The following is a 23,320-nucleotide window of genomic DNA, read 5'->3' on the forward strand; positions in this document are numbered from 1 at the left end:
AATGCATCCAATTGCGCTCTATAGGTTTTCCTTCCGTCATGTGGTACACTTGTATAAGAATTTATTCGGCGGAAGCGGGTTTGAGTGATCATCATTGCCGCGCTTCCATAAATTAACCACGAGGTGAAACCATGACGAAGATCAATCTGGTCGCTCTTGGTGGGGTACGTGAAAACGGAAAAAACATGTACGCCGTCGAAGTTGACGACCAAATTTTTGTATGCGATTTTGGGTTAAAATACCCTGATAATGAGTTACTTGGCATTGATGTTGTAATCCCTGATTTTAGTTATTTAACTGAAAATGCTGATCGGATTGCCGGGATTTTTCTGAGCCACGGACATGCGGATGCGGTTGGTGCCTTACCATATTTTTTGGTGGAACATCCTGTGCCAGTTTTTGGCTCGGAATTGACGATCGCGATGGCCAAGGTATTCATGCAACATGATGCTCAGGCTAAAAAGTTCAAAGACTTTCATGTGATTGATGAGAAGTCGGTCATTGATTTTGGCGATGTGTCTGTCTCCTTCTTTAGGACAACACATAGTATTCCCGGATCGTTGGGGATCGATATTGAAACCAGCGAAGGTCAGATTGTTTATACCGGTGATTTCAAATTTGATCCCAGTGCCACACCGATGTATCAAACTGATTGGGCGCGCTTGGCACAGATTGGGAATAAAAAGGTATTGGCCTTGCTTTCGGATTCGGCCAATGCGGAATCTCCTTATCCAAATGCTAATGAACATGAAATTTATGATCACATTAAAGAAACATTCGAGTATCAGGATGGCCGGATCATTGTTGCCGGTGTTGCCAGCAACATTCAGCGCATTCAGCAGGTTATTAATGCGGCCGCTTCGCTCGGACGACGCGTCGTTTTGACCGGCCGAGATGTTGAAAAAGTAGTCAAAACTGCGATTCGCATGGACTACATCAAGCTGCCGAATGAGGACGTCCTTGCTAAAACCAAGGAACTCAAAGCGCTTGCCCCAGAAAAAACGGTTATTTTGGAAACTGGTCGTATGGGTGAACCGATGAAGTCCTTGCAACGCATGGCGACTTCTCGGCATCGTTTGATTCACATTCATGAAGGTGATTTAGTCTTTATTACGACCACCATCGCCCATGCCATGGAAACCATGGCAGCACGTACGAAAGACATGATTTATCGTGCTGGCGGAGATGTGAAAGTGCTTGGGGATGATATTCATTCATCTGGCCATGCCTACAAAAACGATCTTCAGCTCATGATCGACTTGTTAAAACCTCAATATCTTGTGCCAGTGCAAGGCGAATACCGTCTGATGGCTGCTCACGCGGAGATTGCGCATGAAGCCGGTATCCCAACTGCCAATATCTTTATTGTTGGAATGGGCGACATTTTACGTTATGAGAAAGGTAAAATGACCGCATCGGGTCATGTCAATGCAGGTAACACCATGATTGACGGGATCGGTGTCGGTGATATTGGCAATATCGTTTTACGAGATCGTAAAATGCTTGCGGAAGACGGCATTTTCATTGCAGTTGTGACGATTGATCGCAAGAAAAAACGCGTCGTATCAAAGCCGAAAGTCACGAGTCGCGGATTCGTTTATCTGAAGACCAGTCGTGATCTGCTTGCCGAAAGCGGCACACTAGTGACTGATACGGTCCAAAAGAACTTGGACAACAAAGAATTCGACTGGACACATTTGAAGCAGGATGTCCGCGATAAACTTAGTCGTTTTCTGTTTGAACAGACGAAACGCCGCCCAGTTATCCTGCCGGTCATTATGGAAGTTAATCAAAATAGCGCCAAGCGCCAATAATCAAAAAGAAAATTCGGATCACCATTTCCGGATTTTTTATTTTTGCAGTGATGACACGCTTTCTACAGCACGACAGGAGGGTTCTTATGGCAAAAATGGTTTCATTACCGGATAATGAAAAACGTCATTTTGACATCGGCGAGCAGGCTTTGCAGAAAGGCAATTATGCTTCGGCAGCGGCTCATTTTGAAAAGGCCTATGAAGCAGATCAATCTTATGCAATTGCCCAACCGTTGGCCGCAAGTTTGAATGGCTTGAAGCAGTTTCACGAAAGCTTAAATGTGATGTTGCCACACTATCAAGCTTTCATGCAGACAGACGCAGACGTTCAGTTAATGTTGGATGCTTGGTTAGGGACACTCAATTTTGTCATGGCACGTGGCATGTTGCGCCATTTTGATGCGGTGCGGCGCGCTACTTTTGACCGACAAATTGACGCTGCCGAGGCACTTGCTTTAAGTAGCCATGGTGAACAGATTGCTTCATTGGTGCGAAAAATCAGCCATCTCGGCGGCTTTTCGCGGCAGGAGCAGCAAGATTTGTTCAGCCAAATTGGCATTTTGCCAAAAGCGGCGTTAGTTGAAGCAGCTGTGCCTAATTTGGCCGATCAAACGGTTCCTGTTGCGATGCGCGTGTCTTTGCTAGATTTGTTGACAAGTATCAGTTATAACCAACCTGTCAGATATCAGGCATATGACCGCATTGAAACCCTTGTGCCAAATGAGTTGCCTGGAATGGCGGAGGAAAAAAGCGGACCGGCCATTTTGACGCAGTTGCAAGCTGCCTTGGGCGATGATGATCAGGAACTAGGGACGGCATTGGTTCAGATGGCGCGGGTGCAAATTGCCTTTCTCTATCCCGATATTGACCGTCTGATTCCAGATCCAGCTGCATTCGTCCAAGCTTATTTGGATCATCATCAAGGCAAAAGCACGGTATTTGATCAACTTTTTGCATGGCAGACCGCCGAAACGGCAAAATTGTCGGAACAGGCGTAACGATACGTTTTCACTGTAAATGAAAGAAACTTGACGCTATCTGTTTACAAAGTGAAATTGACCATGTATACTCATTGCTGGAATTCATTTCCAGCGTAGATATTTGTTTTGGTATTTACGCTCAAATGTAGTACACTTAAACGTAAAGGATTATCAGGGTACACAAGGTATCCTGTATTCTTACGAAAAATACAGGAGGTTCGTTTTTTCATGGCTGAAAAAGAACACTATGAACGCACAAAGCCCCACGTAAACATTGGTACGATCGGGCACGTTGACCACGGTAAGACTACTTTGACCGCGGCTATCACTAAGGTATTGTCAGAAAAGGGCCTTGCCAAAGCGCAAGACTACGCTTCTATCGATGCTGCTCCAGAAGAAAAGGAACGTGGCATCACAATCAACACCGCCCACGTTGAATATGAAACCGAAAAGCGCCACTACGCACATATTGATGCGCCAGGGCATGCTGACTACGTTAAGAACATGATCACCGGTGCTGCACAGATGGATGGTGCGATCTTGGTTGTTGCGGCAACTGATGGCCCAATGCCACAGACCCGTGAGCATATCTTGTTGGCTCGTCAGGTCGGCGTTGATTACATCGTTGTTTTCCTGAACAAGACAGACTTGGTTGACGATCCAGAATTGATCGACTTGGTTGAAATGGAAGTCCGGGAACTGCTCAGCGAATACGATTATCCTGGTGATGATATTCCTGTTATCCGTGGTTCTGCTCTGAAGGCCCTTGAAGGCGATCCAGAACAGGAAAAGGTTATCATGGAATTGATGGATACCATCGATGAATATATCCCAACACCTGTTCGTGAAACAGACAAGCCTTTCTTGATGCCTGTTGAAGATGTCTTCACCATCACTGGTCGTGGTACAGTTGCTTCTGGCCGTATCGATCGTGGGACGGTTAAGATTGGTGACGAAGTTGAAATCATCGGCTTGAAGCCAGATGTTATCAAGTCTACCGTTACTGGTCTTGAAATGTTCCGTAAGACCTTGGATCTTGGTGAAGCCGGCGATAACGTTGGTGTCTTGCTTCGTGGTGTTAACCGCGAACAAGTTGAACGTGGCCAAGTTTTGGCAAAGCCAGGTTCAATCCAATTGCACAACAAGTTCAAGGGTGAAGTTTATATCTTGACAAAAGAAGAAGGTGGCCGTCATACGCCATTCTTCTCAAACTATCGTCCGCAGTTCTACTTCCACACCACTGATGTTACCGGTGTGATTGAATTGCCAGATGGCGTTGAAATGGTTATGCCTGGCGATAACGTTACTTTCGAAGTTGACCTGATTGCTCCGGTTGCTATCGAAAAAGGTACCAAGTTCACCGTCCGTGAAGGCGGCCGTACTGTTGGTGCCGGCGTTGTTTCCGAAATCCTTGACTAATTTCTGAATATACGCATGAACCCGCAAGCTTGCTTGCGGGTTTTTTCGTGGTGTGGAGAGAGTGGACAATAATTTCCTCGTAATATTTTTTGATTCATTAAACGCCGAATAGTCGTAGGAAGGTGCTGGGTTAAGAACTACTTGCCGTGCCAAACTCCGCAATCTCCGGCCAGCTGGGGCTGGAACGCTGTGACGGCGCTTCGAGCCCGCAAAGCCCGCGGTCTCGAAGTCGCCTAACAACATCAGCTCCAAGGACCGTCGCTGTGTTGTTTGCACGGCTGAGCCCCATCTGGCCTACGATTGCTCCGCCTTGGCACTACGGTCTTTAAAATCGAAATAAATAATCCATGAGAAGGCAAAAGCGAACAATTTCCCAATAAGCGGAAGATTGTTCGCTTTTAATAGCTGACTAAGAATTATGACCCAGCCACTTTTAACACTATCAATGATCAAAGAGACCATATAAGCAAAGCAAGGATCTTTACGCTTCTTTGCTCACACTTTGAACCTGAAAGCAGAAGTTAAAATTTTTATGCAGAAACTTTAATTTCGCTTGGCTGTGCTAATAAGATCTGCGTTTTATCCGGCTCGATTTTATCAGCTCCCAGAATGGTTTTGCCAATAGACTGCGCTCGGATGCGGCCGCTGCTAGGATTCTTGATGCTGACGATATCGGAGCAAATGTCTGCATCAATATTGTTGCTGTATTCAAAAACCAAATCTGAATGAAGCAGCGCATAGTTCTTCATCGTTAAATGATCGATATAACACAGTCCCTGATTGCTTTCGATTGTACAGTTGATGAGCGTCAGGTTTTTAGCGTTCCAACCAAGGTAATTACCACTGATAGTTGAGTCGTATATGGTGACATTTTCACAGTTCCAAAATGCATCTTTAGCAACAAGGGTAGAATGATGGATCTCAACATTTTTGGCACCATCAAAGGCTTAATCACCAATCAGATCGAGATAGTCGGCGACGATATTCGTGCTGTTCATGCCGAAATAGTTGCCGCTTGCTTGCACATGATCGAGGCTTATGTGATCACAGTTCCACAAACTCTCACTTGCGTCGGAGAAGTGAACGTTTTTTAGGCGGATATCTTGATTGCGGCGAAAAGTTTTCGGCGCCTGGATCGCACTGTCCGAAATAGCGATGTCAACCGTATACCAGATACCTGACCGTGCCATGGTTTCAAAGATGGTGTTAGACACTGCAATGTGCTGGCTGAACCAAAGGGGATATTTGCACTGGAAAGTTGACTGATTTAACTTGATGTGTCGGCATTTTTTCAGAGGAGACTCGCCTTTTCCAAAAGCTGTACCAATGATGGTCGCATGTTTCTGACCAAATAAGGGACGTTCACCGTGGAAAAATCGGTTGTTGTAAGTCACCATTATAGGTTGCTTCTTTCTTTGTATTTCCAAAAAATGATATTGCGCATTCAACATATTACCGAGCCGCCAATGCATTGACCTAAATTTTCACGCTATGATGCTGCTGAGAAGTTCAGTAGCCTCACCAGATAAATAAACGGTATTTGATTCGGCCAAATTTTCCATAGAAACTTGGGACGCATTGATGACGATCTTGGGGCAGCTTACCTGAAAACTGGTGGCGGGGTAACGCGTGCCAATGATTAATAACAGGTCGGCTTTTGCTAGCATTTGCTGCCCATGCCGAATTTCGTCTGGATAAGTTGCCAAGTGTCTTAAAACAAAATCGGGTAAAATCAATCCTCCGCAGTTAGGACATGTCGGGACGGCAGAAGTTGACGTTTTTTGCCAGTCACAGGGGCGATGACAAATCGTGCAGTGATTACGTCGGACATCGCCCCAGTATTCCGCAAGATTGCGGGTTCCGGCTTTTTGATGTAGATAGTCAACATTCATTGTCACTACACCAAGCAGTTTCTTAGCCTGTTCGAGTTTAACTAACGCTTCATGGGCCTTATTGGGACGTGCCTTGGGTTGACAGAAAGTCTGTCTGTATAGCTGGTAAAAAGTGTGCGGATCGGCGATTGCTTCTGTTGGATCAAGAAAACGAAATACGTCACCAGCAAACTTGTGTGATTTGTGTAAGATTTGATCAATACCATCTAAATCAGGAATCCCTGATTCAGTCGAGATACCGGCACCAGTAAATGCAACGATTTGGTGATGTTGGCGTATAAGAGTTGCTGCCTGTTGCAAACGTTGCTTTTGTTTCATGACACTCATCTGGTTTCAAAAACGCGACGCGCATCAGTTAAACCATTTAGTACCCGGGGAAAACCAATATAAGGAATGCATTGAATCATGGTTTCGACAATCTCAGTTTTGGTCAAACCGACATTGAGTGCGCCATTGAGATGGACCTGCAGTTGGTCGGCGGTATCACCTTGGATGAGCAGCGCGGTCACAGTAATCATTTCCCGCTGCTTTAGATCCAACCCGGGACGATTGTAAATGTCGCTAAAAGCAAACTCCAAAATATACTTACCGACATCAGGCGCAATGTCTGCTAGCGAATGCATGACGTTAGCAGCGGCAGCACCATCAACCTTGGCAAGCGTCTCCTGACCATTTTCTAATCGTGTTTTGTCTGACATATTCATGACCTCTTTCATTTAGGATACCTTCACCCTAAATGCTGGAGTTAACTCCATGTCAATCACTTTTTTAAATTTTCTGCCATCAATTTGGTTTTTAGCTGATAGTAGGTGGCAATTTTATTTTCCAAAAAAGCGATATGTGCATCAATCTCCTGTCGTTGTGCCGTTAATCGGTTTTTTTGCGTGAAGAGCAACTGAAGACGTTCGTCAATCGTGCTATTGCCTTGATACCGTAAGCGGGCATATGTTTTGATTTCCTTAATTGGCATGCCAGTTGCTTTTAGCCGCTTGATGAATGCAATCCAGCGTTGATCGGCTTCTGAGTATGTCCGGCGATTATTTTGATCGCGAGCGGGAATAATTAGACGCTCCTTTTCGTAGTATCTTAACGTGTCAATTGATAGTGAAACCATTTTTGAAAACTTGCCAATCGGGTACCCCATCAATGAAGCCTTCTTTCTTTGATCATGTTGGGTTGTATGATGAGACTTTCTGTATAATTAGTCAACACTTATAAAAAGCCCGAGCGTTTTAATCGCCAAATTAAAATTATTGTTATATGATAAAATTTCGAAAAGGGGGCCATTCATTTGGCAAAATCTACAACTTGGCGGATGATCGCATTTTTCTGGCACCAACTCGCGGATATGAAGCGCAAATTATTACGTATTATTGTGGCCTTGGTTGGTGTGGCCGTGGCTTCATACCTGGTTCCGCGCTTAACGCAGTATGTGATTGATCAAGTTATTCCAAAACGCGCCATGGGATCGCTGATTGGGACGATCGCATTAGCGTTATTGCTGACGGCGGTGGCGGGTTTGCTAAGTGGACTCAGCACATATTGGATCGGACAGGTTAGTTTAAGCGCGATCGCCCGTATGCGTGACGCTTTATTTCGGCATACGTTGGGACTTGACATGCATTATTTTGAAACAAGTAAAACCGGGGATTTAATGGTGGTTTTAACCAGTGATGTCAACACCTTGCAGCGTTTAATCTCAAGCAACACCTTGGGCCTGTTCGGAAGTATGCTGAGCTTTTTTGTCGTGCTGGTGTTGATGCTGATTCAAAACTGGCAGCTCACGGCGCTGATTTTGCTTACGTTTCCTGTTTTGTTCGTTTTGAATAATATTTTTGTGCGCCGAATTCGCGCTGCTTATCGGCGGGTGCGGACCAGTTCGGGTGTGATGAATAACCAAATTCAACAAGCTTTGACGAGCATTGGGCTTATCAAGAGTTTCACAACTGAAAAAGCAACCGCGAATACCTTTGAAAACGTTAATGAGCAGAACCGCGATAATCAACTGACAGCAACACGTCTTGGAGCAACTTTTTCGCCGATCACTGATTTCGTTAACTATCTTGGTACGGCGATCATTTTAGGATTTGGTGCATTTCAGGTAATGCATGGGCAATTCACAGTCGGGCTAATTGTCGCCTATACAGCTTATCTGGGTATTCTTCAAGCACCGATTCGCCAAGTGACCGGCTTGATTCAACAATTGCAGCAAGCAACGGTTTCTTTTGAGCGGATTGAAACACTGCAGGCGGCGGTGCCGCGGGTGGTATCTCCGCCAAATGCGATCAAGTTAGCGCGTTTTCATGACCGCATTCAATTCGATCGCGTCGGCTTTAGCTATGATCCGTCAGTACCTGTGCTTAAGAATATTGATTTTTCACTTGCTAAAGAACAGGTGATTGCATTGGTCGGATCTTCAGGTGCAGGGAAGACGACCATTACGAACTTGCTGGATCGATTTTATGATCCGACAGAAGGAAAAATTACGCTTGATGGGGTCGATCTTCGCCAAGCTGACTTAGAGAGCTTGCGGCAACAGATTGTGATTGTTTCGCAAGATGTGATTCTATTAGATGGTACGATCAAGGAGAATCTTGAATACGGTACACCAAATGCTAGTGAAGCGGCTATTTGGCAAGCCGCCGAAGCCGCCAACATTGCAACGTTTATTCGCGAATTGCCTGATGGTCTTGCCACTCAAGTTGGTGAACGGGGGATTCGTTTATCAGGCGGTCAAAAGCAGCGAATTGCCATTGCTAGAGTCTTTTTGAAAAATGCGCCAATTGTTATTTTGGATGAAGCCACGGCTGCCCTAGACAATGAGTCAGAGCGATTTGTGCAGGCTAGTTTTGATCGGTTGATGGCGGATCGTACGTCATTAGTGATCGCCCACCGTCTGTCAACCGTCCGGCATGCGGACAATATTCTCGTACTGGAACATGGCGAGATTGTCGAATCTGGTACGCATGACCAACTGATGGCGCAAAACGGTCGTTATAAAGAACTTTATGATTTGCAATTTACTTGATAATTGCAGTTAGCTGGAAAGCTTAAAAATCGGAATCTATCGCTTCAAAGCTCTCAGGGCGGGGGAATGTGAAAAAAAGCGACGCTGATGTCGCCTTTTTTGGCCACAACATTTACATTCAAGTGGGTTTCGGGTATCATACATTAAGTATGCAATGTGAAATTGCGAGACTAATTGTCGGAGGTACAGCATGTCTGCAAAATGGGAAAAAAAGGGCACCAATGATGGTGAGCTCACCTTTGAAATCGATTTACCACAAATTCAACAAGGTTTAGACCAAGCGTTTCAACGTGTTCGCAAGAACTTGACGGTTCCTGGGTTCCGTAAAGGCAAAGTTAGCCGCACCGTGTTCAAACGGATGTATGGCGACGCTGCACTTTATGAAGATGCTTTGAACATCTTGCTGCCAGACGCTTATGAAGCAGCCGTTAAGGAATCCGGTATTGATCCGGTTGACCAGCCGCAAATCAACGTTGATTCTATGGACGAAGGCAAACCTTGGGTCATCAAGGCAACCGTTACGGTTAAGCCAGAAGTCACACTTGGCCAGTATAAGGGTCTTGAAGTGCCAAAGCAGGACGTTGAAGTTTCTGCAAAGGATATTGACGCTGAATTGGAAAAGCGTCGCGAACAGCAGGCTGAACTCGTTGTTAAAGACGACAAAGCAGCTGAAAATGGCGATACCGTTGTGATCGACTATGTCGGGACAATTGACGGGACGGAATTTGACGGCGGCTCTTCCAAGAACTATAGCTTGGAATTAGGGTCAAACTCATTCATTCCTGGCTTTGAAGAACAACTTGTTGGTCACAAATCTGGTGATGAAGTGACCGTTAATGTCACCTTCCCAGAAGACTACAAGGCAGCTGATTTAGCTGGTAAAGCAGCCGAATTCAAGACCACGATCCATGAAGTCAAAGTTAAGGAATTGCCTGCATTGGATGACGACTTTGCGAAGGATCTTGATGATGATGTTGATACCCTTGATGAATTGAAAGCAAAAATCAAGAAGGAATTGACCGATCAGCGTGAGGAAGCTGCAAAGAATGCCGTTCAGGAAGCTGCCATCAAGGAAGCTACTGACAATGCGACGATCAAAGAAGTGCCAAATGCGATGATCGAGCAAGAAGTGCATAATCAGATGGATCAATATCTTGGCAACATGCAACGCCAAGGGATCTCACCAAAAATGTACTATCAATTAACTGGTACATCAGAGGATGATTTGCACAAGCAGTTTGAGGCTGATGCAGCTACGCGTGTTCGGACAAACTTAGTCCTTGAAGCCATCGTGAAGGCCGAAGATATTCAGCCAACCGAAGACCAAGTGAACGAAGAAGTCAAAAACTTGGCTTCTGAATACAACATGGACGAAAAGGCCGTTCGTAAGGCTTTGAGTGAAGATATGCTCAAACATGATATTGGTGTCAAACAAGCCATTGATATCATCACGGACAGTGCAAAAGAAGTCGAATCAGCTAAAGATGATGCTGACAAAGAAGCTTCTGACGCCAAGGCTGACAAATAGTTTGCCGTTTCCACGTAAAAGAGACGATCCCCGATCGTCTCTTTTGTTGTATGAACGCGTTTTTAGCGTATACTTGACGTTATTCTTTTAGCAGAAAGAAAGGCAAGTTATTTGACAAAACGGTGGGTGTGCTTCCGCTAGTCGGCACTTGACGCTTCTGTTAGAATGAAGGTATCAAGAAAGGGTTGAATCAGATGTTTGACAACGTCGAAACGAGGGGTCCAGTTACTTGTTCTTTTTGTGGCAAGTCACAGGATCAAGTGAAGAAAATCGTTGCTGGCCCTGGGGTTTATATTTGTAATGAATGCATTGACCTCTGCAAAGAGATCATTGATGAAGAATTTAAAGAAGAAGCCTATCAGAATCTGCTTGAAGTGCCTAAGCCAGTCGAGATCATGAAGACGCTCAATGAGTATGTCATTGGTCAAGATGCCGCGAAGAAAGCTTTGTCGGTTGCGGTTTATAATCATTATAAGCGAGTTAACCAAATGCAGACTGCAACGAAAGATGACACCGAACTGCAGAAAAGTAATATTGCGTTGATCGGGCCGACCGGTTCCGGTAAGACTTTCCTTGCCCAGACATTGGCCAAAATTTTGAACGTGCCATTTGCAATTGCCGATGCCACCACACTGACCGAGGCTGGTTATGTGGGGGAAGATGTTGAAAACATCTTGCTTAAATTGCTTCAAAATGCAGACTATGATGTTGAGCGTGCTGAAAAAGGGATCGTCTATATTGACGAAATCGATAAGATCGCTAAGAAGGCAGAAAATGTTTCCATTACCCGTGATGTTTCGGGTGAAGGGGTTCAGCAAGCCTTATTGAAGATCTTAGAAGGCACGATTGCCAACGTACCGCCGCAGGGTGGCCGAAAGCATCCGCAGCAAGAGTTCATCCAGATCGATACCACTAACATTCTCTTTATTGTTGGCGGTGCTTTTGATGGTATCGAAAATATCGTCAAGAACCGGATTGGTGAAAAGACGATCGGGTTTGGAACGGATTCAAACGAGCAAGTTGATCCGGATAAGTCACTGATGCAGCAAATTATTCCAGAAGATTTGATGCAATTTGGGATTATTCCTGAATTCATTGGCCGTATTCCGATTTTAGCCGCGCTTGAGAAGCTGAATGAAGACGATCTGGTACGGATTTTGACCGAGCCGAAGAACGCCTTGGTCAAGCAGTATCAAAAGCTGCTGAGCTTGGATGATACCGACTTGGAATTCACCCCGAATGCTTTAAAGGCGATTGCCCATCAGGCAATTGTGCGCGACACTGGCGCCCGTGGTTTGCGGTCCATTATGGAAGCCATCATGCAGGATACCATGTTTGACTTACCAAGCCGCAGTGATGTTGACAAAGTTGTCGTGACCAAGTCAGCTGTTGAAGGTAAGGCTAAGCCACAACTGGTCTTAACCAAGGGCCGTGAAGCTTCTTAAAACGCAACTGTCATGAAAGCATCAAGCGAAAAGCTTGGTGCTTTTTTTGACTATTGAAAAATTCTTTTGAGGTTAGCCACGGCCGTGTTTGCGGATAAGGTGTCACCCGAATCACGACCGGTTTCTCCGGCGAGGCTGCGTAAAATATGCTAAACTATTTGAAGCGGTGTTGTGTTTAGACATCACGTTGAGGTAAAGCCAAGAGGAGGCCGTTTGAGATGGACGTGCATGACGTCAAATTAACTATTAGTGCGGTTGCGGCCGCTCAGTATCCCGAGGACGGTCATCCAGAGATCGCTTTTTTGGGCCGCAGTAATGTCGGCAAGTCATCACTGATCAATAAACTGATTCAGCGCAAGGCCATGGCACGCACTTCTGGTGTGCCAGGTAAAACGCAGACATTGAATTTCTATGATCTTGATAGTCGACTCTTTTTTGTTGATGTACCCGGATATGGATATGCTAAGGTCAGCAAAACCGCACGAGCGAAGTTCGCCGCCATGATTGAGACTTATCTGACGACGCGGCAACCATTGCGCGGTGTTGTTTTGCTGGTCGACAGTCGGCATGAGCCTACTGCTGATGACATCAGTATGTATCAGTATTTAAAATATTATCAGCTCAGAACACTGGTGGTGGCCACCAAAATTGATAAGACGCCAAAAAGTAAACGGCTGCATGTGTCCAAACAGATCAAACAGCGACTTGATTTGAATCAGACCGACGATGTGATTCTATTTTCGGCAACAACTGGTGAAGGTTATGAGGCTGTCTGGTCTTGGCTTGAACAAACGGCTGGCTTGGAGGAAAGATAAAGCATGAATTTCAATGACTATCAGCAAAAAGCAAATCGCACCTTAGCTGGCAATGAACACGTTTTGACTAACCTGTCATTAGGGTTGGCAAGTGAAAGCGGCGAAGCGATCGATTTAATCAAGAAATATACATTTCAGGGACAGGATCTTGATAAAGTCAAGCTGCAACATGAGCTAGGCGATGTGTTGTGGTATTTATCACAGATTGCTTTGTGGGCAGACATTGATTTTGATGATGTTGCAACAAGTAACCTTCAGGAATTGGCGAAACGCTACCCACAAGCCAAAAAATAATCGGTTTCTAGGTATGAAAAAAGCGAAGTGCGTGGGCACTTCGCTATTTCTTTGCTTCTTTTTCTGTTTTTTCTTTGGCTTTCTTGGCCAACTTGTCGTGGTGTTTTGGATCTGGCCCGGTTGCGTTCTCCTTATCACCAGGCAGACTGGCAAACTTATCGAACATGTCATTCAGGTTGGTTTGTGTGTTGATTTTCAGTGCCATGCACGCCACCCCTTTCCTTGCTGAAAGTATAGCATCAACACTGGGGCGCGTCTAGGTAAGTCGCCCGAACAAAAAAATCTGGAAAAATATGAATGCATATTGCATAAAAATCAATTTGAGTGTATAGTACACTCTTGTAATCAAGGAGGGTATTATGAAGCATTTGAGACGCTGGTTGATCGCTTTAGTCGCTGTTTTTGCGGCTGTTGTGACATTGAATATGCAAACGGTCCATGCTGATGACAGCTTGGCCAAGGTTCAACAAAAAGGTACGTTGGTGATGGGCACGAGCCCTGATTATGCGCCGTATGAATTTTTAGTCAACAAGAATGGCAAGAATCAAGTTGTTGGCATGGATGTTGAAGTTGCGCGTAAGATTGCCAAGGATCTGGGTGTCAAGCTGGTCATTAAACAGATGAACTTTAACTCACTTCTGGTCGCCTTGCAAACGGGTAAGGTCGACATGGTGTTGGCGGCGATGTCACCGACGAATGCCCGACGGAAGTCAGTTGACTTTTCAAATACGTACTACAAGTCTGGACAAGACATTTTGGTCAACAAAACGGATGCTAAGATCTACAAAGATCATAAAAGTTTTGCGAACAAGAAAGTCGGCGTCCAGAATGGCAGCTTGCAAGAGACGTTAGCGAAAACACAGATGAAGACGAGTTCCACATTGGGCTTGACTAAGGTCACCGACCTGATTTTGGCGTTGAAGACACATAAGGTAGCTGGTGTTGTCGCTGAAGGTGCGGTAGCGAAGGCTTACACGTCAAATGATGATTCGTTAGTTGAGATTCCCGGTCACTTCAACTTATCAAGCGACACAGTCGGTACGGCGATAGGGTTTGCTAAGAACTCTGATTCATTAGTGGCAGCCGCCAACAAGAGCTTGGCAGAGATTAAGCAAAAAGGTTTAATTAACCAGTATCTCAAAACTGCTGGCAGTTACATGAAAACCAATACTGAAGATACCAGTATGATCCATTACTGGACCTACTTCCTAAAAGGGGTCGAGTATACGCTGTTGATTAGTGCTATCGGTGCTTTCTTCGGGGTTCTACTCGGCACGATCTTCGCCTTGCTGCGGTTGAGCAAGAATAAACTGTCACATTTAATAGGTGTGTCATACATTGAGTTCGTTCGTGGCACTCCGCTGATGATTCAAGTCATGTTTGTCTATTTCGGCATAGGGATCTTCATTGATATTCCTGCGCTAATAGCAGGGTTGATTGCTGTTTCCTTGAACTCGGCGGCGTATGTGGCTGAAATTATCCGTAGCGGGATCGATAGCATTCCAGTGGGGCAAACAGAAGCTGCCCGTTCGCTCGGTCTGTCAGAGCGGCAGACGATGATAAGCGTTGTTTTACCACAAGCAATCAAGAATATTTGGCCAGCGCTTGGTAACGAATTTATCTCCTTGATTAAGGAAAGCTCGATTGTTTCCATTATCGGGGTTACCGATCTGATTTATCAGTTAACGGTTGTCCAAACCGCGACATACAAGGGAGTTCAACCAATCCTTGTCGCGATGGTCCTCTACTTTGTTCTGACATTCGGGCTGTCCAAGCTCTTGAGTCATTTTGAAAGGAAGATGAATCATGCAGCATAAACCTTTAATCCAAATCAATCACCTCACCAAAAAGTTTGGCGACAATGTTGTTTTGAACGATATCACCGAAACCATTGACAAAGGCGATGTGATCGTTGTTATCGGTGCTTCCGGTGGTGGGAAAAGTACCTTCCTGCGTAGCCTGAATTTACTGAATCGACCAACAAAAGGGGAAATTCTTTTTGAAGGTACTGATTTAGTTGGTTTGAGCGAGAAAGAGCTGGATAATGTCCGAGAAAAAATGGGAATGGTGTTCCAAAGTTTTAATTTGTTCCCCAATATGACAGTTTTGGAAAACATTAAACTCGCACCACTTAAAGTCAAAGCTGTGACCGATGAAGAAGCAACCAAAACAGCCAAAGAAATCTTGGATCAAGTTGGCTTAGCCGAAAAGGCGGATGCTTATCCATCCAGTCTTTCCGGTGGTCAGCAACAGCGTGTCGCCATTGCTCGTGCATTAGCGATGCATCCTGATGTCATGCTGTTTGATGAACCAACCAGTGCCTTGGATCCTGAAATGGTTGGCGAAGTTCTGAAAGTTATGCAGGATTTGGCTAAAACCGGGATGACCATGGTTGTTGTGACCCACGAAATGGGCTTCGCCCGTAGTGTGGCCGATGAAGTATGGTTTATGGATGGCGGCAAAATCCTTGAAAAGGGGACGCCAGAACAACTGTTCGAACACCCGCAAGAAGAACGGACACAAGACTTCCTATCCAAGATTCTTGCCCAATAAGCAAAAACACCTCACCCAGCAGCTGGTAAGCGGCACTGGTTGAGGTGTTTTTGGTGTGAAGTGACCATTGCTAAATGGGGGCAGTCATGCCATCACAGATCAAAGCCGCTTGCTTGCAATCTATTTTTAGAATCTTTATAATGTTAGGCGAACATTTGTTTTATAAGGAGATTACGATGGCCTCAGCACACATTGAACACAAGTTATCGTTGCTGCCAGATCTGCCTGGCAGTTATCAAATGAAGGATATCAACGGCAAAATTATTTATGTCGGCAAGGCCAAAAACCTGAAAAATCGGGTGCGGTCTTATTTCAAGAGTTCACACGACGGTAAAGTTGCGGCGATGGTGTCACAGGTAGCGGATTTTGATTTCATTGTGACTTCAACTGACAAAGAAGCCTTTTTGCTCGAAATTACGCTGATTCAAAAATATCAGCCGTATTACAACATTAAGTTGAAAAAAGGGACTGGCTATCCGTACATTAAAATTACTCATGAACGCGATCCGAAGATTGAAATCACTGGTACTATCCGTAAAGATGGCGGTTATTACTTTGGGCCATACCCAAATGTCTATGCAGCGCAAGAAACCATGCATTTTATCCAGAAGGTTTATCCATTGCGGCGCTGTAACGGCTATCAAGGCAGACCGTGCTTGTATTATCACATGGGTCAGTGTCTGGGTGCCTGCTTCCGGACTGTTCCGGAAAAGGAATACACGGACCAAATTGAACGTATTAAGCGCTTCTTGAATGGGAACGTTGGCAAGGCTAAAGCCAGTTTGACGGCTAAAATGGAGCGGGCTGCGAAAAATCTTCAATTTGAGCGAGCCGCAGAAATTCGGGATCAACTGCATTATATTGAACAGACGGTGGAGAAGCAAAAAATTATTTCACACGACAATACAACGCGTGATTTGTTCAATTTTTATATGGATAAGGGCTGGATCAGTATCCAGGTCTTCTTTATTCGTCAAGCACGTTTAATGAAACGTGAGTCACGACTTTTTCCAGTGGTGAATACTGCCAAAGAAGAATTCGAATCATTTATTTTACAGTTTTACAGCCGCAAGAATAATGTGAAACCACGCGAAGTTCTCGTACCTGCTGGGCTTGATAATAAAGTACTGGCAGATATCCTAGAGATTCCAGTTAGAACGCCACAGCGCGGTGAAAAACGGGACTTGATGGCCTTGGCTGCTAAGAACAGTCAAATTAAGCTTGAAGACAAATTCCGTCTGATGGAATTGGATAATCGTACCACGATTGGCGCGATGAAAGAGCTGATGGCCGCTTTGAACTTGCCAATGGGGCATGTGGCTGAGGCATTCGACCACAGTCACATTCAAGGAGCTGATCCGGTGTCGGCGATGGTGCAGTTTGTGGATGGCCAGCCAGCTAAGAACAATTATCGAAAGTACAAGTTGGATGCTGACAAGACGCATAATGGCGCAGATGAGGCGGCTAATACGCGCGAAGTCATTCGCCGGCGCTATACCCGGTTGTTAAAGGAGCGTGCACCGTTACCGGATTTGATCTTGATGGATGGCGGCGAGATTGAAATGAACGCAGCCAAGGATGTTTTGGAAAACGAACTCAACCTTGATATTCCCGTGGCAGGGATGGTCAAAAATAATAAGCATAAAACGGCAGCATTGTTATTTGGCAATGCTGATCAGCTGATTAATCTTGATCCTAAGTCGCAAGGCTTTTACCTGCTTGAACGGATTCAGGATGAGGTGCATCGTTTTGCGATTACCTTCCATCGGCAGCTGCACGCCAAGAACTCGTTAGCCTCTCGATTAGAAGGTATCAAGGGGGTCGGACCCAAGACTCGGCTGAAGCTGTTACGGAAATTCAAGACGATCAATAAGATTAAAGAAGCTCCCCTTGAAGATATTCAGGAGCTGGGTATTTCTAAAAAAGTTGCGCAGGCATTGAAGCTGTCGCTGACGGCAGAGCCGACACCGGCGCGGCGGGTTTAATCAAATCGTAGGAGCGTTTAGGACATCGTTCATAACCATTAGTAAGAACAAACAATCTTGAGATTTAAAGATCTAGTGCCAAGGCGAAGCAATCGTAGGCCAGATGGGGCTCAGCCGTGCAAACAACACAGCGACGGGCTCTGGAGCTGATGTTGTTAGGCGACTTCGAGACCGCGGGTTTTGCGGGCTCGAAGCGCCGTCTCCGCTCTAGCTACGCGTCGCCACCCCATCTGGCCGGAGATTGCGGAGTTTGGCACGGCAAGCGAATTTTTTGGCTAGGAATCTAACGCACCACAAGCTCTTATGTGGAATTCCGGTTCGGTCTCACGGCACAAAAAAGCTTGGCGACATTGATCGCCAAGCTTTTTGCTTACTTATTTGTTTTCTTTTGCGACTGGCCGCCAGAAGCCGAGGATTAAGGCGGCAATGATGGTCCCAATCAGAAGCGACATGATGAAGCCAAGTTTCTGGTTGGTTAGCAGCAAGGCAACAACGCCACCATGAGGAGCAGGGACGTTGACGTGCCATAACTGGGTCAAACCGCCAGCAATAGCTGAGCCGATGACTGAGCTGCCAATGATATGCAGCGGGTCAGTAGCAGCAAATGGGATCGCGCCTTCAGTGATGAAGGTCAGGCCAAGTGCATAGTTAGAAAGACCAGCGTTGCGTTCTTGCAAGGTGAATTTTTTCGGGAAGAAGGTTGAAGCAACCGCAATGGCCAAAGGTGGAATCATGCCACCAATCATAACCGCGGCCATCCACCGACCATCTTTAAAGCCGGATGCTTGATAGACACCGATGGCAAATGTATAAGCGGCTTTGTTGAAAGGACCGCCCATATCGATACTCATCATGGCGGCTAGAATGACGCCAATCAGAATCGCATTACCAGTACCCATGCCTTCAAGGAAGCTGATCAATGCGCCATTGATAGCGGCGAAAATCGGGTTGATGATGAAGAACATCAGCAGACCCATGATGGCAAGGCCGATGACTGGATAGAGCAGGATCGTGCGCATACCGTCAAGTGAATGTGGCATTTTGCTGAGCAGCTTCTTCAAGCCAACGATCATCCAACCAGCTGCGAACCCGGCAACCAGACCGCCTAAGAAGCCAGCTGGGTTTTGAGCCTTCACAACGGAGGCCGTTGCAACGGTGGCCATATAACCACCGACGAACCCAGGCATCAACGCAGGCCGATCGCCAATTGATTCAGCAATGTAGGCCGCTAAAACGGGTACTAAGAAGCTAAAGGCAAAGGTTCCCAAGTTGTTGGTGAAGGTGAACCACATCGATGTCTTGCCCAGCCATTGTTCGAGGATGAACGAGATCGCCATGATAATCCCACCGCCGACAACAAATGGCAACATGTTTGAAACACCATTCATCAGGTCTTTGTAGATGCGATTCCATAAAGTGCCGCCAGAAGCTTCTTCACTGGCCGCATCACTGTTATCGGTGCCTGCAGCATGAAAGACTTGGCCTTTGCCTTGAAGCGTTTCTTCAATCAATTCTTCAGGCTTTTTAATGCCGTCAATCACCGGCCGATTGAGCAACTTTTTGCCGTTAAATCGATCCATTGCTACCTTTTTGTCGGCAGCGACAATGACACCAGCTGCTCGATTGATATCGGAATCGGTCAGTTTGTGCTTAATACCTTCAGAGCCATTTGTTTCGACTTTGATATCGACACCGAGCTTTTCCGCTGTTTCTTTCAAGGCTGCCTCAGCCATGTAGGTGTGGGCAATCCCTGTTGGGCAAGCAGTGACCGCTACGATAAATGGCCGTTCCTGGCGCTTTTCTGCCTTGAACTCCGCTTGCTTGTCAGCTTTTTCTTGTTCTTCCTGAGCCTTTTCCTTGGCTTCTTCAGCTTTATCTTTAGCCTCTTTTTCAGCTTGCGCCTTACCAAACAAGGCTAAAACATCATCCGGTGTCTTCGCTTGTTTAAGATCTGCCACGAGCTTCGGGTTGATGAGCAGGGAAGATAATGCTGCAAGTGCTGCCAGATGTTCATTGTTCGCACCTTCAGGGGCAGCAATCATGAAGAATAAGTGAACCGGCTGGCCGTCTAAGGCGTTAAAGTCAACGCCCTGATCGCTTTTGGCGAAAAGAACGGTTGCTCGAGTAACCGCACTGTCTTTAGCATGCGGCATTGCAATGCCTTCGCCAATCCCAGTCGTTGATTCGGCTTCACGCTTCAGAATATCTTGGCGATACTCGTTTTCGTCGGTCACAATACCTTCTGCATGGTATTTAGCGACCATTTCATCAATCACAGCCTCTTTGGACGTTCCTTTGAGGTCCATGATCATGACATTTTTTAGTAGTAAATCACGAATGTCCATTTTGTCCTCCTAAACTTCAGTTATACTAATTGTTTGTTTCACTTCAGCGATTTTGTCAGCGGTGGCAAGATCTTCAGAAAAAGCGGTCGCGGAACCGCAGGCAATGCCGACTTTAAAGCTTTCCAACGTGTCATGTGTCTGCGCAAATGTGCCGGTAAAACCAGCTAACATACTATCGCCTGCGCCGACGGAATTAACCGCTGGCTGCTTAGGAACGGTGCCATGCCAAGCGTGATCTTGGTCGATCATTAAGGCCCCGGCCCCCGCCATGGAGATCAAGACATGCTGAGCGCCAAGACCAAGTAGGCGGCGACCAGCTTTGATGATGGCATCTGTGCTTGTATATTCTGGATCGCCGAACAATGCTGCTAATTCATGGTGATTAGGTTTGACGACAAGGGGATGGTCAGGCAATGTGTCGAGTAACGCTTGACCAGTGGTGTCGATGACAAAATCAGCCTTGTGGGCATGAATCACCGGAATCAGATCCCGATAGAAAGTGTTAGGCAAGCCTTTTGGTAAACTGCCGGACATGACGACGACATCGCCGGCTTCAAGTTTGTCTAATTTGTTTTTGAAGGCGGCAATTTCAGCAGCGTCAATGGTAGGACCGCTTGCATTGAGTTCAGTTTCGGATGCTGCTTTAAGTTTGACGTTGATTCGTGTATCACCAGCAGTTTTTGTGAAGTCACAAGGCATGTCAATCGCATCGAGCCGATCTTGGATAAAGGTACCGGTAAAACCGCCCAAAAAGCCCCAAGCAGTTGTTGGCAGGCCTAATGTTTGCAAAATTCGACTCACATTGATGCCTTTGCCGCCTGGTAATTTAACGGCGTGCGTAAGTCGATTGACAGCGCCAAGTTCAAGTTCCGGTAACTCGATCACATAATCAATCGAAGGGTTGAGCGTTACTGAATAGATCAAGAATGAACCTCCTTAATATTTTCAAATCGCTGATAACTGGTTGGGAGTCCTTGTAATGAACTTGTCAGGATCGTGGCATCGGAGATATCAGCAAAGCGGACGAAACTGACTTGCTCAAATTTACTTGGATCCGCCAGAATGACAGGTTTACTGGCTTGGTGAATGGCCAATCGCTTGATCACAGCTTCTTCTGGATCAGGCGTAGTAAGACCAAACTCAGGATGAACGCCGTTAGTTCCAATAAAGGCAACATCAAACCGATAATGGTTCAAGGCTTCAGCCGTCGTGGCGCCAATCAACGCTTTGGTTGTGGGCTTGACCATGCCGCCCAGCATGAGTGTAGAGATTTGATAATCAGCTAACAAAGAAGCGTTATCAACTCCCGTTGTAATGACTGTGACACCAATGTCGGCCAAAAAAGGAATTAATTGTGCTGTTGTGGTTCCAGCATCTAAAAAGATCAGATCATCGGGCTCAATCTGACGAACGGCTGCCTGCGCGATCGTTTGCTTGGCGCGCAAATTCTGCGCAGATTTGCTCGCGACATCCGGTTCATCGCCGAGGCCATTGATGCGCTTGGCGCCGCCGTGAATGCGTTTGAGCTCACCTGCTGCCTCTAGCTCGTCCAAGTCGCGGCGAATCGTGGATTCAGAAGCATCAAGAGCAGCCATAAGTGCCTTAGATTTGATGACGGTATGCTGTTGCAATTGGGCAAGAATATATTGCCGACGTTCTTCTGTAAGCACTTTCGTTTCACCTCGTTCTTCATTATACTGATGAAACCGTCAAAAGCAACCTAAAACGTGCAAAAACATTCAACAACTGTCAGTACCCCGACTGACGCGGCATATTGGCAATGTTTTCTAATTCTTGTGCATGAAGGGTGAGTACCGGCTTGGGACGTGTTAAAATAGTTGAGGTATGCGTTACGCTGTACTGAAATATAAACATCGCGTATAATCAAATGACATGTTTTTCTGAAAGGAGATCGCCAATGTTTGTCGATCAGGTTCAAGTAGAGGTTCAGGCGGGCAAAGGCGGCGACGGTATGGTCGCGTTCCGGCGCGAAAAATTTGTACCGTTTGGCGGCCCGGCCGGCGGTGACGGCGGTCATGGCGGCAGCATCATCTTATACGTTGATGAAGGTTTGCGCACGTTAATGGATTTCCGTTATCAACGGCATTTTAAAGCGTCAGCTGGTGGCAATGGCCAAGGCAAGCAAATGTATGGCCGCGCTGCTGAAGATCGGCGGATTGCAGTGCCGGCTGGTACGACAGTTACCGATGCTGACACAGGCGAGGTTTTAGGCGATTTAACTGAGCCGGGTCAAACTTTGGTTGTTGCTAAAGGTGGCCGCGGTGGTCGCGGTAATATGCACTTTGTTTCGCCCAAAAATACGGCGCCGGAAATTTCCGAAAATGGCGAACCGGGCGAGCATCGTTTCATCAAATTGGAACTGAAGGTGCTTGCGGATGTTGGGTTGGTTGGTTTTCCTTCTGTCGGTAAATCGACACTGTTATCAGTTGTAACCCAAGCCAAGCCAAAAATTGCGGCTTATCAATTTACGACGTTAGTACCCAATCTTGGTATGGTTCAATTAGATGATGGTACCGATTTTGTGATGGCTGATTTGCCCGGTTTGATTGAAGGGGCTTCACAAGGTGTCGGTCTTGGCATCCAATTCTTGCGGCATGTTGAACGCACTCGTGTGCTACTGCACCTAGTTGAGATGGATCCTGATAATGGACGCGAGCCGCTTGATGATTACGATCAAATTCGTAAAGAATTAGGGGCTTATGACGATAACATTTTGAAGCGGCCTGAACTCGTGGTCGCGACCAAGATGGACTTGCCCGGCGCGGCTGAACGATTTGCTGATTTTAAGGCAGCGTTACTTGCTCGTGGCGTCGCGGCGGATCATATCTTTGAAATTTCTAGTCTGACGCATCGTGGCGTGACGCCACTCATGCACAAGACAGCCGAAGTACTCAAAACAGCACCGCATTTTGAGCCGAAACAAGCGGCGGTTAAAACGGCTGATTATAAGTATCAACCAGAGCCGGCTTTGAAAGTAACCCGCGATAGTGACGGGACGTTTGTGCTCACTGGTGACAAGATTGAGCGGGCGTTTAAAATGGCCAATCTTGATCATGAAGATGGCGCGATGCGCTTTGCTCGGCAATTACGCAGCATGGGGGTTGATGATGCTTTGCGTGATGCTGGTGCTGAAAGCGGCGATTTAGTCGCCATTGATGATTTTACATTTGAGTTCGTTGAATGATCTTCGGCTGAACGGCT

General features: G+C 46.1%; 19 protein-coding genes and 1 pseudogene. 12 read left to right on the forward strand and 8 right to left on the reverse strand.

What is annotated here, in order from left to right:
- Positions 1 to 131 precede the first annotated feature (131 nt).
- The 3 genes from ACWPAB_RS00400 (at position 132) to tuf (ending at position 4,213) form a co-directional block, all read left to right on the forward strand.
- A complete protein-coding gene (locus ACWPAB_RS00400; protein ID WP_003565271.1) occupies positions 132 to 1,814 on the forward strand; it encodes a ribonuclease J in 1,683 nt (560 codons plus the stop codon).
- Positions 1,815 to 1,900: 86 nt separating this feature from the next.
- Entirely contained in the window at positions 1,901 to 2,812 is a 912-nt protein-coding gene (locus ACWPAB_RS00405; protein WP_003579029.1) for a hypothetical protein, read from the forward strand.
- Between the two features lie 210 nt (positions 2,813 to 3,022).
- A complete protein-coding gene (tuf, locus tag ACWPAB_RS00410) occupies positions 3,023 to 4,213 on the forward strand; it encodes an elongation factor Tu (protein WP_003565275.1) in 1,191 nt (396 codons plus the stop codon).
- Positions 4,214 to 4,743: 530 nt separating this feature from the next.
- On the opposite strand, the pseudogene ACWPAB_RS00415 reads toward tuf, so the two are convergent.
- The 4 genes and pseudogenes from ACWPAB_RS00415 to ACWPAB_RS00430 form a co-directional block, all read right to left on the reverse strand.
- Positions 4,744 to 5,610, reverse strand: a pseudogene (locus tag ACWPAB_RS00415) (DUF3737 family protein).
- A gap of 87 nt (positions 5,611 to 5,697) precedes the next feature.
- Entirely contained in the window at positions 5,698 to 6,423 is a 726-nt protein-coding gene (locus tag ACWPAB_RS00420) for an SIR2 family NAD-dependent protein deacylase (protein ID WP_003570209.1), read from the reverse strand.
- Positions 6,424 to 6,428: 5 nt separating this feature from the next.
- Entirely contained in the window at positions 6,429 to 6,803 is a 375-nt protein-coding gene (locus tag ACWPAB_RS00425) for a carboxymuconolactone decarboxylase family protein (protein ID WP_016382325.1), read from the reverse strand.
- A 62-nt stretch (positions 6,804 to 6,865) separates the two neighbouring features.
- A complete protein-coding gene (locus tag ACWPAB_RS00430; RefSeq protein WP_003570213.1) occupies positions 6,866 to 7,249 on the reverse strand; it encodes a MerR family transcriptional regulator in 384 nt (127 codons plus the stop codon).
- 147 nt (positions 7,250 to 7,396) lie between these two features.
- On the opposite strand from ACWPAB_RS00430, the gene ACWPAB_RS00435 reads away from it, so the two are divergent.
- The 5 genes from ACWPAB_RS00435 (at position 7,397) to ACWPAB_RS00455 (ending at position 13,215) form a co-directional block, all read left to right on the forward strand.
- The gene (locus tag ACWPAB_RS00435; RefSeq protein WP_003584354.1) at positions 7,397 to 9,133 is read left to right on the forward strand and encodes an ABC transporter ATP-binding protein; all 1,737 of its coding nucleotides are present in this window, start codon (positions 7,397 to 7,399) and stop codon (positions 9,131 to 9,133) included.
- Between the two features lie 190 nt (positions 9,134 to 9,323).
- Positions 9,324 to 10,661, forward strand: a complete 1,338-nt coding sequence (gene tig / locus ACWPAB_RS00440; RefSeq protein WP_003565279.1) for a trigger factor — start codon at positions 9,324 to 9,326, stop codon at positions 10,659 to 10,661.
- A 194-nt stretch (positions 10,662 to 10,855) separates the two neighbouring features.
- Positions 10,856 to 12,106: an ATP-dependent Clp protease ATP-binding subunit ClpX gene (gene clpX, locus ACWPAB_RS00445; RefSeq protein WP_016382046.1), complete on the forward strand. Its 1,251-nt coding sequence runs from the start codon at positions 10,856 to 10,858 to the stop codon at positions 12,104 to 12,106.
- A 218-nt stretch (positions 12,107 to 12,324) separates the two neighbouring features.
- A complete protein-coding gene (gene yihA, locus ACWPAB_RS00450; RefSeq protein WP_003570217.1) occupies positions 12,325 to 12,921 on the forward strand; it encodes a ribosome biogenesis GTP-binding protein YihA/YsxC in 597 nt (198 codons plus the stop codon).
- A gap of 3 nt (positions 12,922 to 12,924) precedes the next feature.
- Complete coding sequence (locus ACWPAB_RS00455; RefSeq protein ID WP_003565285.1) at positions 12,925 to 13,215, forward strand: nucleoside triphosphate pyrophosphohydrolase family protein; 291 nt, start codon at positions 12,925 to 12,927, stop codon at positions 13,213 to 13,215.
- Positions 13,216 to 13,258: 43 nt separating this feature from the next.
- Here the strand turns inward: ACWPAB_RS00455 and ACWPAB_RS00460 are convergent, their stop codons facing one another.
- Positions 13,259 to 13,420, reverse strand: a complete 162-nt coding sequence (locus tag ACWPAB_RS00460) for an SPJ_0845 family protein (protein WP_003565287.1) — start codon at positions 13,418 to 13,420, stop codon at positions 13,259 to 13,261.
- A 154-nt stretch (positions 13,421 to 13,574) separates the two neighbouring features.
- On the opposite strand from ACWPAB_RS00460, the gene ACWPAB_RS00465 reads away from it, so the two are divergent.
- From ACWPAB_RS00465 to uvrC, 3 genes are all read left to right on the forward strand, one after another.
- Entirely contained in the window at positions 13,575 to 15,032 is a 1,458-nt protein-coding gene (locus tag ACWPAB_RS00465; RefSeq protein WP_003565289.1) for an ABC transporter substrate-binding protein/permease, read from the forward strand.
- Complete coding sequence (locus ACWPAB_RS00470) at positions 15,022 to 15,768, forward strand: amino acid ABC transporter ATP-binding protein (protein ID WP_003565291.1); 747 nt, start codon at positions 15,022 to 15,024, stop codon at positions 15,766 to 15,768. The genes ACWPAB_RS00465 and ACWPAB_RS00470 overlap by 11 nt, the downstream gene beginning before the upstream one ends.
- 176 nt (positions 15,769 to 15,944) lie before the next feature.
- Positions 15,945 to 17,753, forward strand: coding sequence for an excinuclease ABC subunit UvrC (gene uvrC / locus ACWPAB_RS00475; protein WP_003565294.1), 1,809 nt, complete (start codon positions 15,945 to 15,947; stop codon positions 17,751 to 17,753).
- A 374-nt stretch (positions 17,754 to 18,127) separates the two neighbouring features.
- On the opposite strand, the gene ACWPAB_RS00480 is transcribed toward uvrC, so the two are convergent.
- From ACWPAB_RS00480 to ACWPAB_RS00490, 3 genes are read right to left on the reverse strand one after another with little or no spacing between them, the layout of a single operon-like run.
- Complete coding sequence (locus ACWPAB_RS00480) at positions 18,128 to 20,098, reverse strand: PTS fructose transporter subunit IIABC (protein WP_003579050.1); 1,971 nt, start codon at positions 20,096 to 20,098, stop codon at positions 18,128 to 18,130.
- Positions 20,099 to 20,107: 9 nt separating this feature from the next.
- Positions 20,108 to 21,022, reverse strand: coding sequence for a 1-phosphofructokinase (pfkB, locus tag ACWPAB_RS00485; protein ID WP_003565298.1), 915 nt, complete (start codon positions 21,020 to 21,022; stop codon positions 20,108 to 20,110).
- Positions 21,019 to 21,768, reverse strand: coding sequence for a DeoR/GlpR family DNA-binding transcription regulator (locus ACWPAB_RS00490; RefSeq protein ID WP_003565300.1), 750 nt, complete (start codon positions 21,766 to 21,768; stop codon positions 21,019 to 21,021). Before ACWPAB_RS00490 ends, pfkB begins: the two co-directional genes overlap by 4 nt.
- A gap of 248 nt (positions 21,769 to 22,016) precedes the next feature.
- Here ACWPAB_RS00490 and obgE point away from each other — a divergent pair, with 248 nt between their 5' ends.
- On the forward strand, positions 22,017 to 23,303 hold the full coding sequence (gene obgE, locus ACWPAB_RS00495; protein WP_003565302.1) for a GTPase ObgE: 1,287 nt from the start codon (positions 22,017 to 22,019) through the stop codon (positions 23,301 to 23,303).
- Positions 23,304 to 23,320 lie beyond the last annotated feature (17 nt).

It is taken from the genome of Lacticaseibacillus sp. 30, from assembly GCF_053819265.1.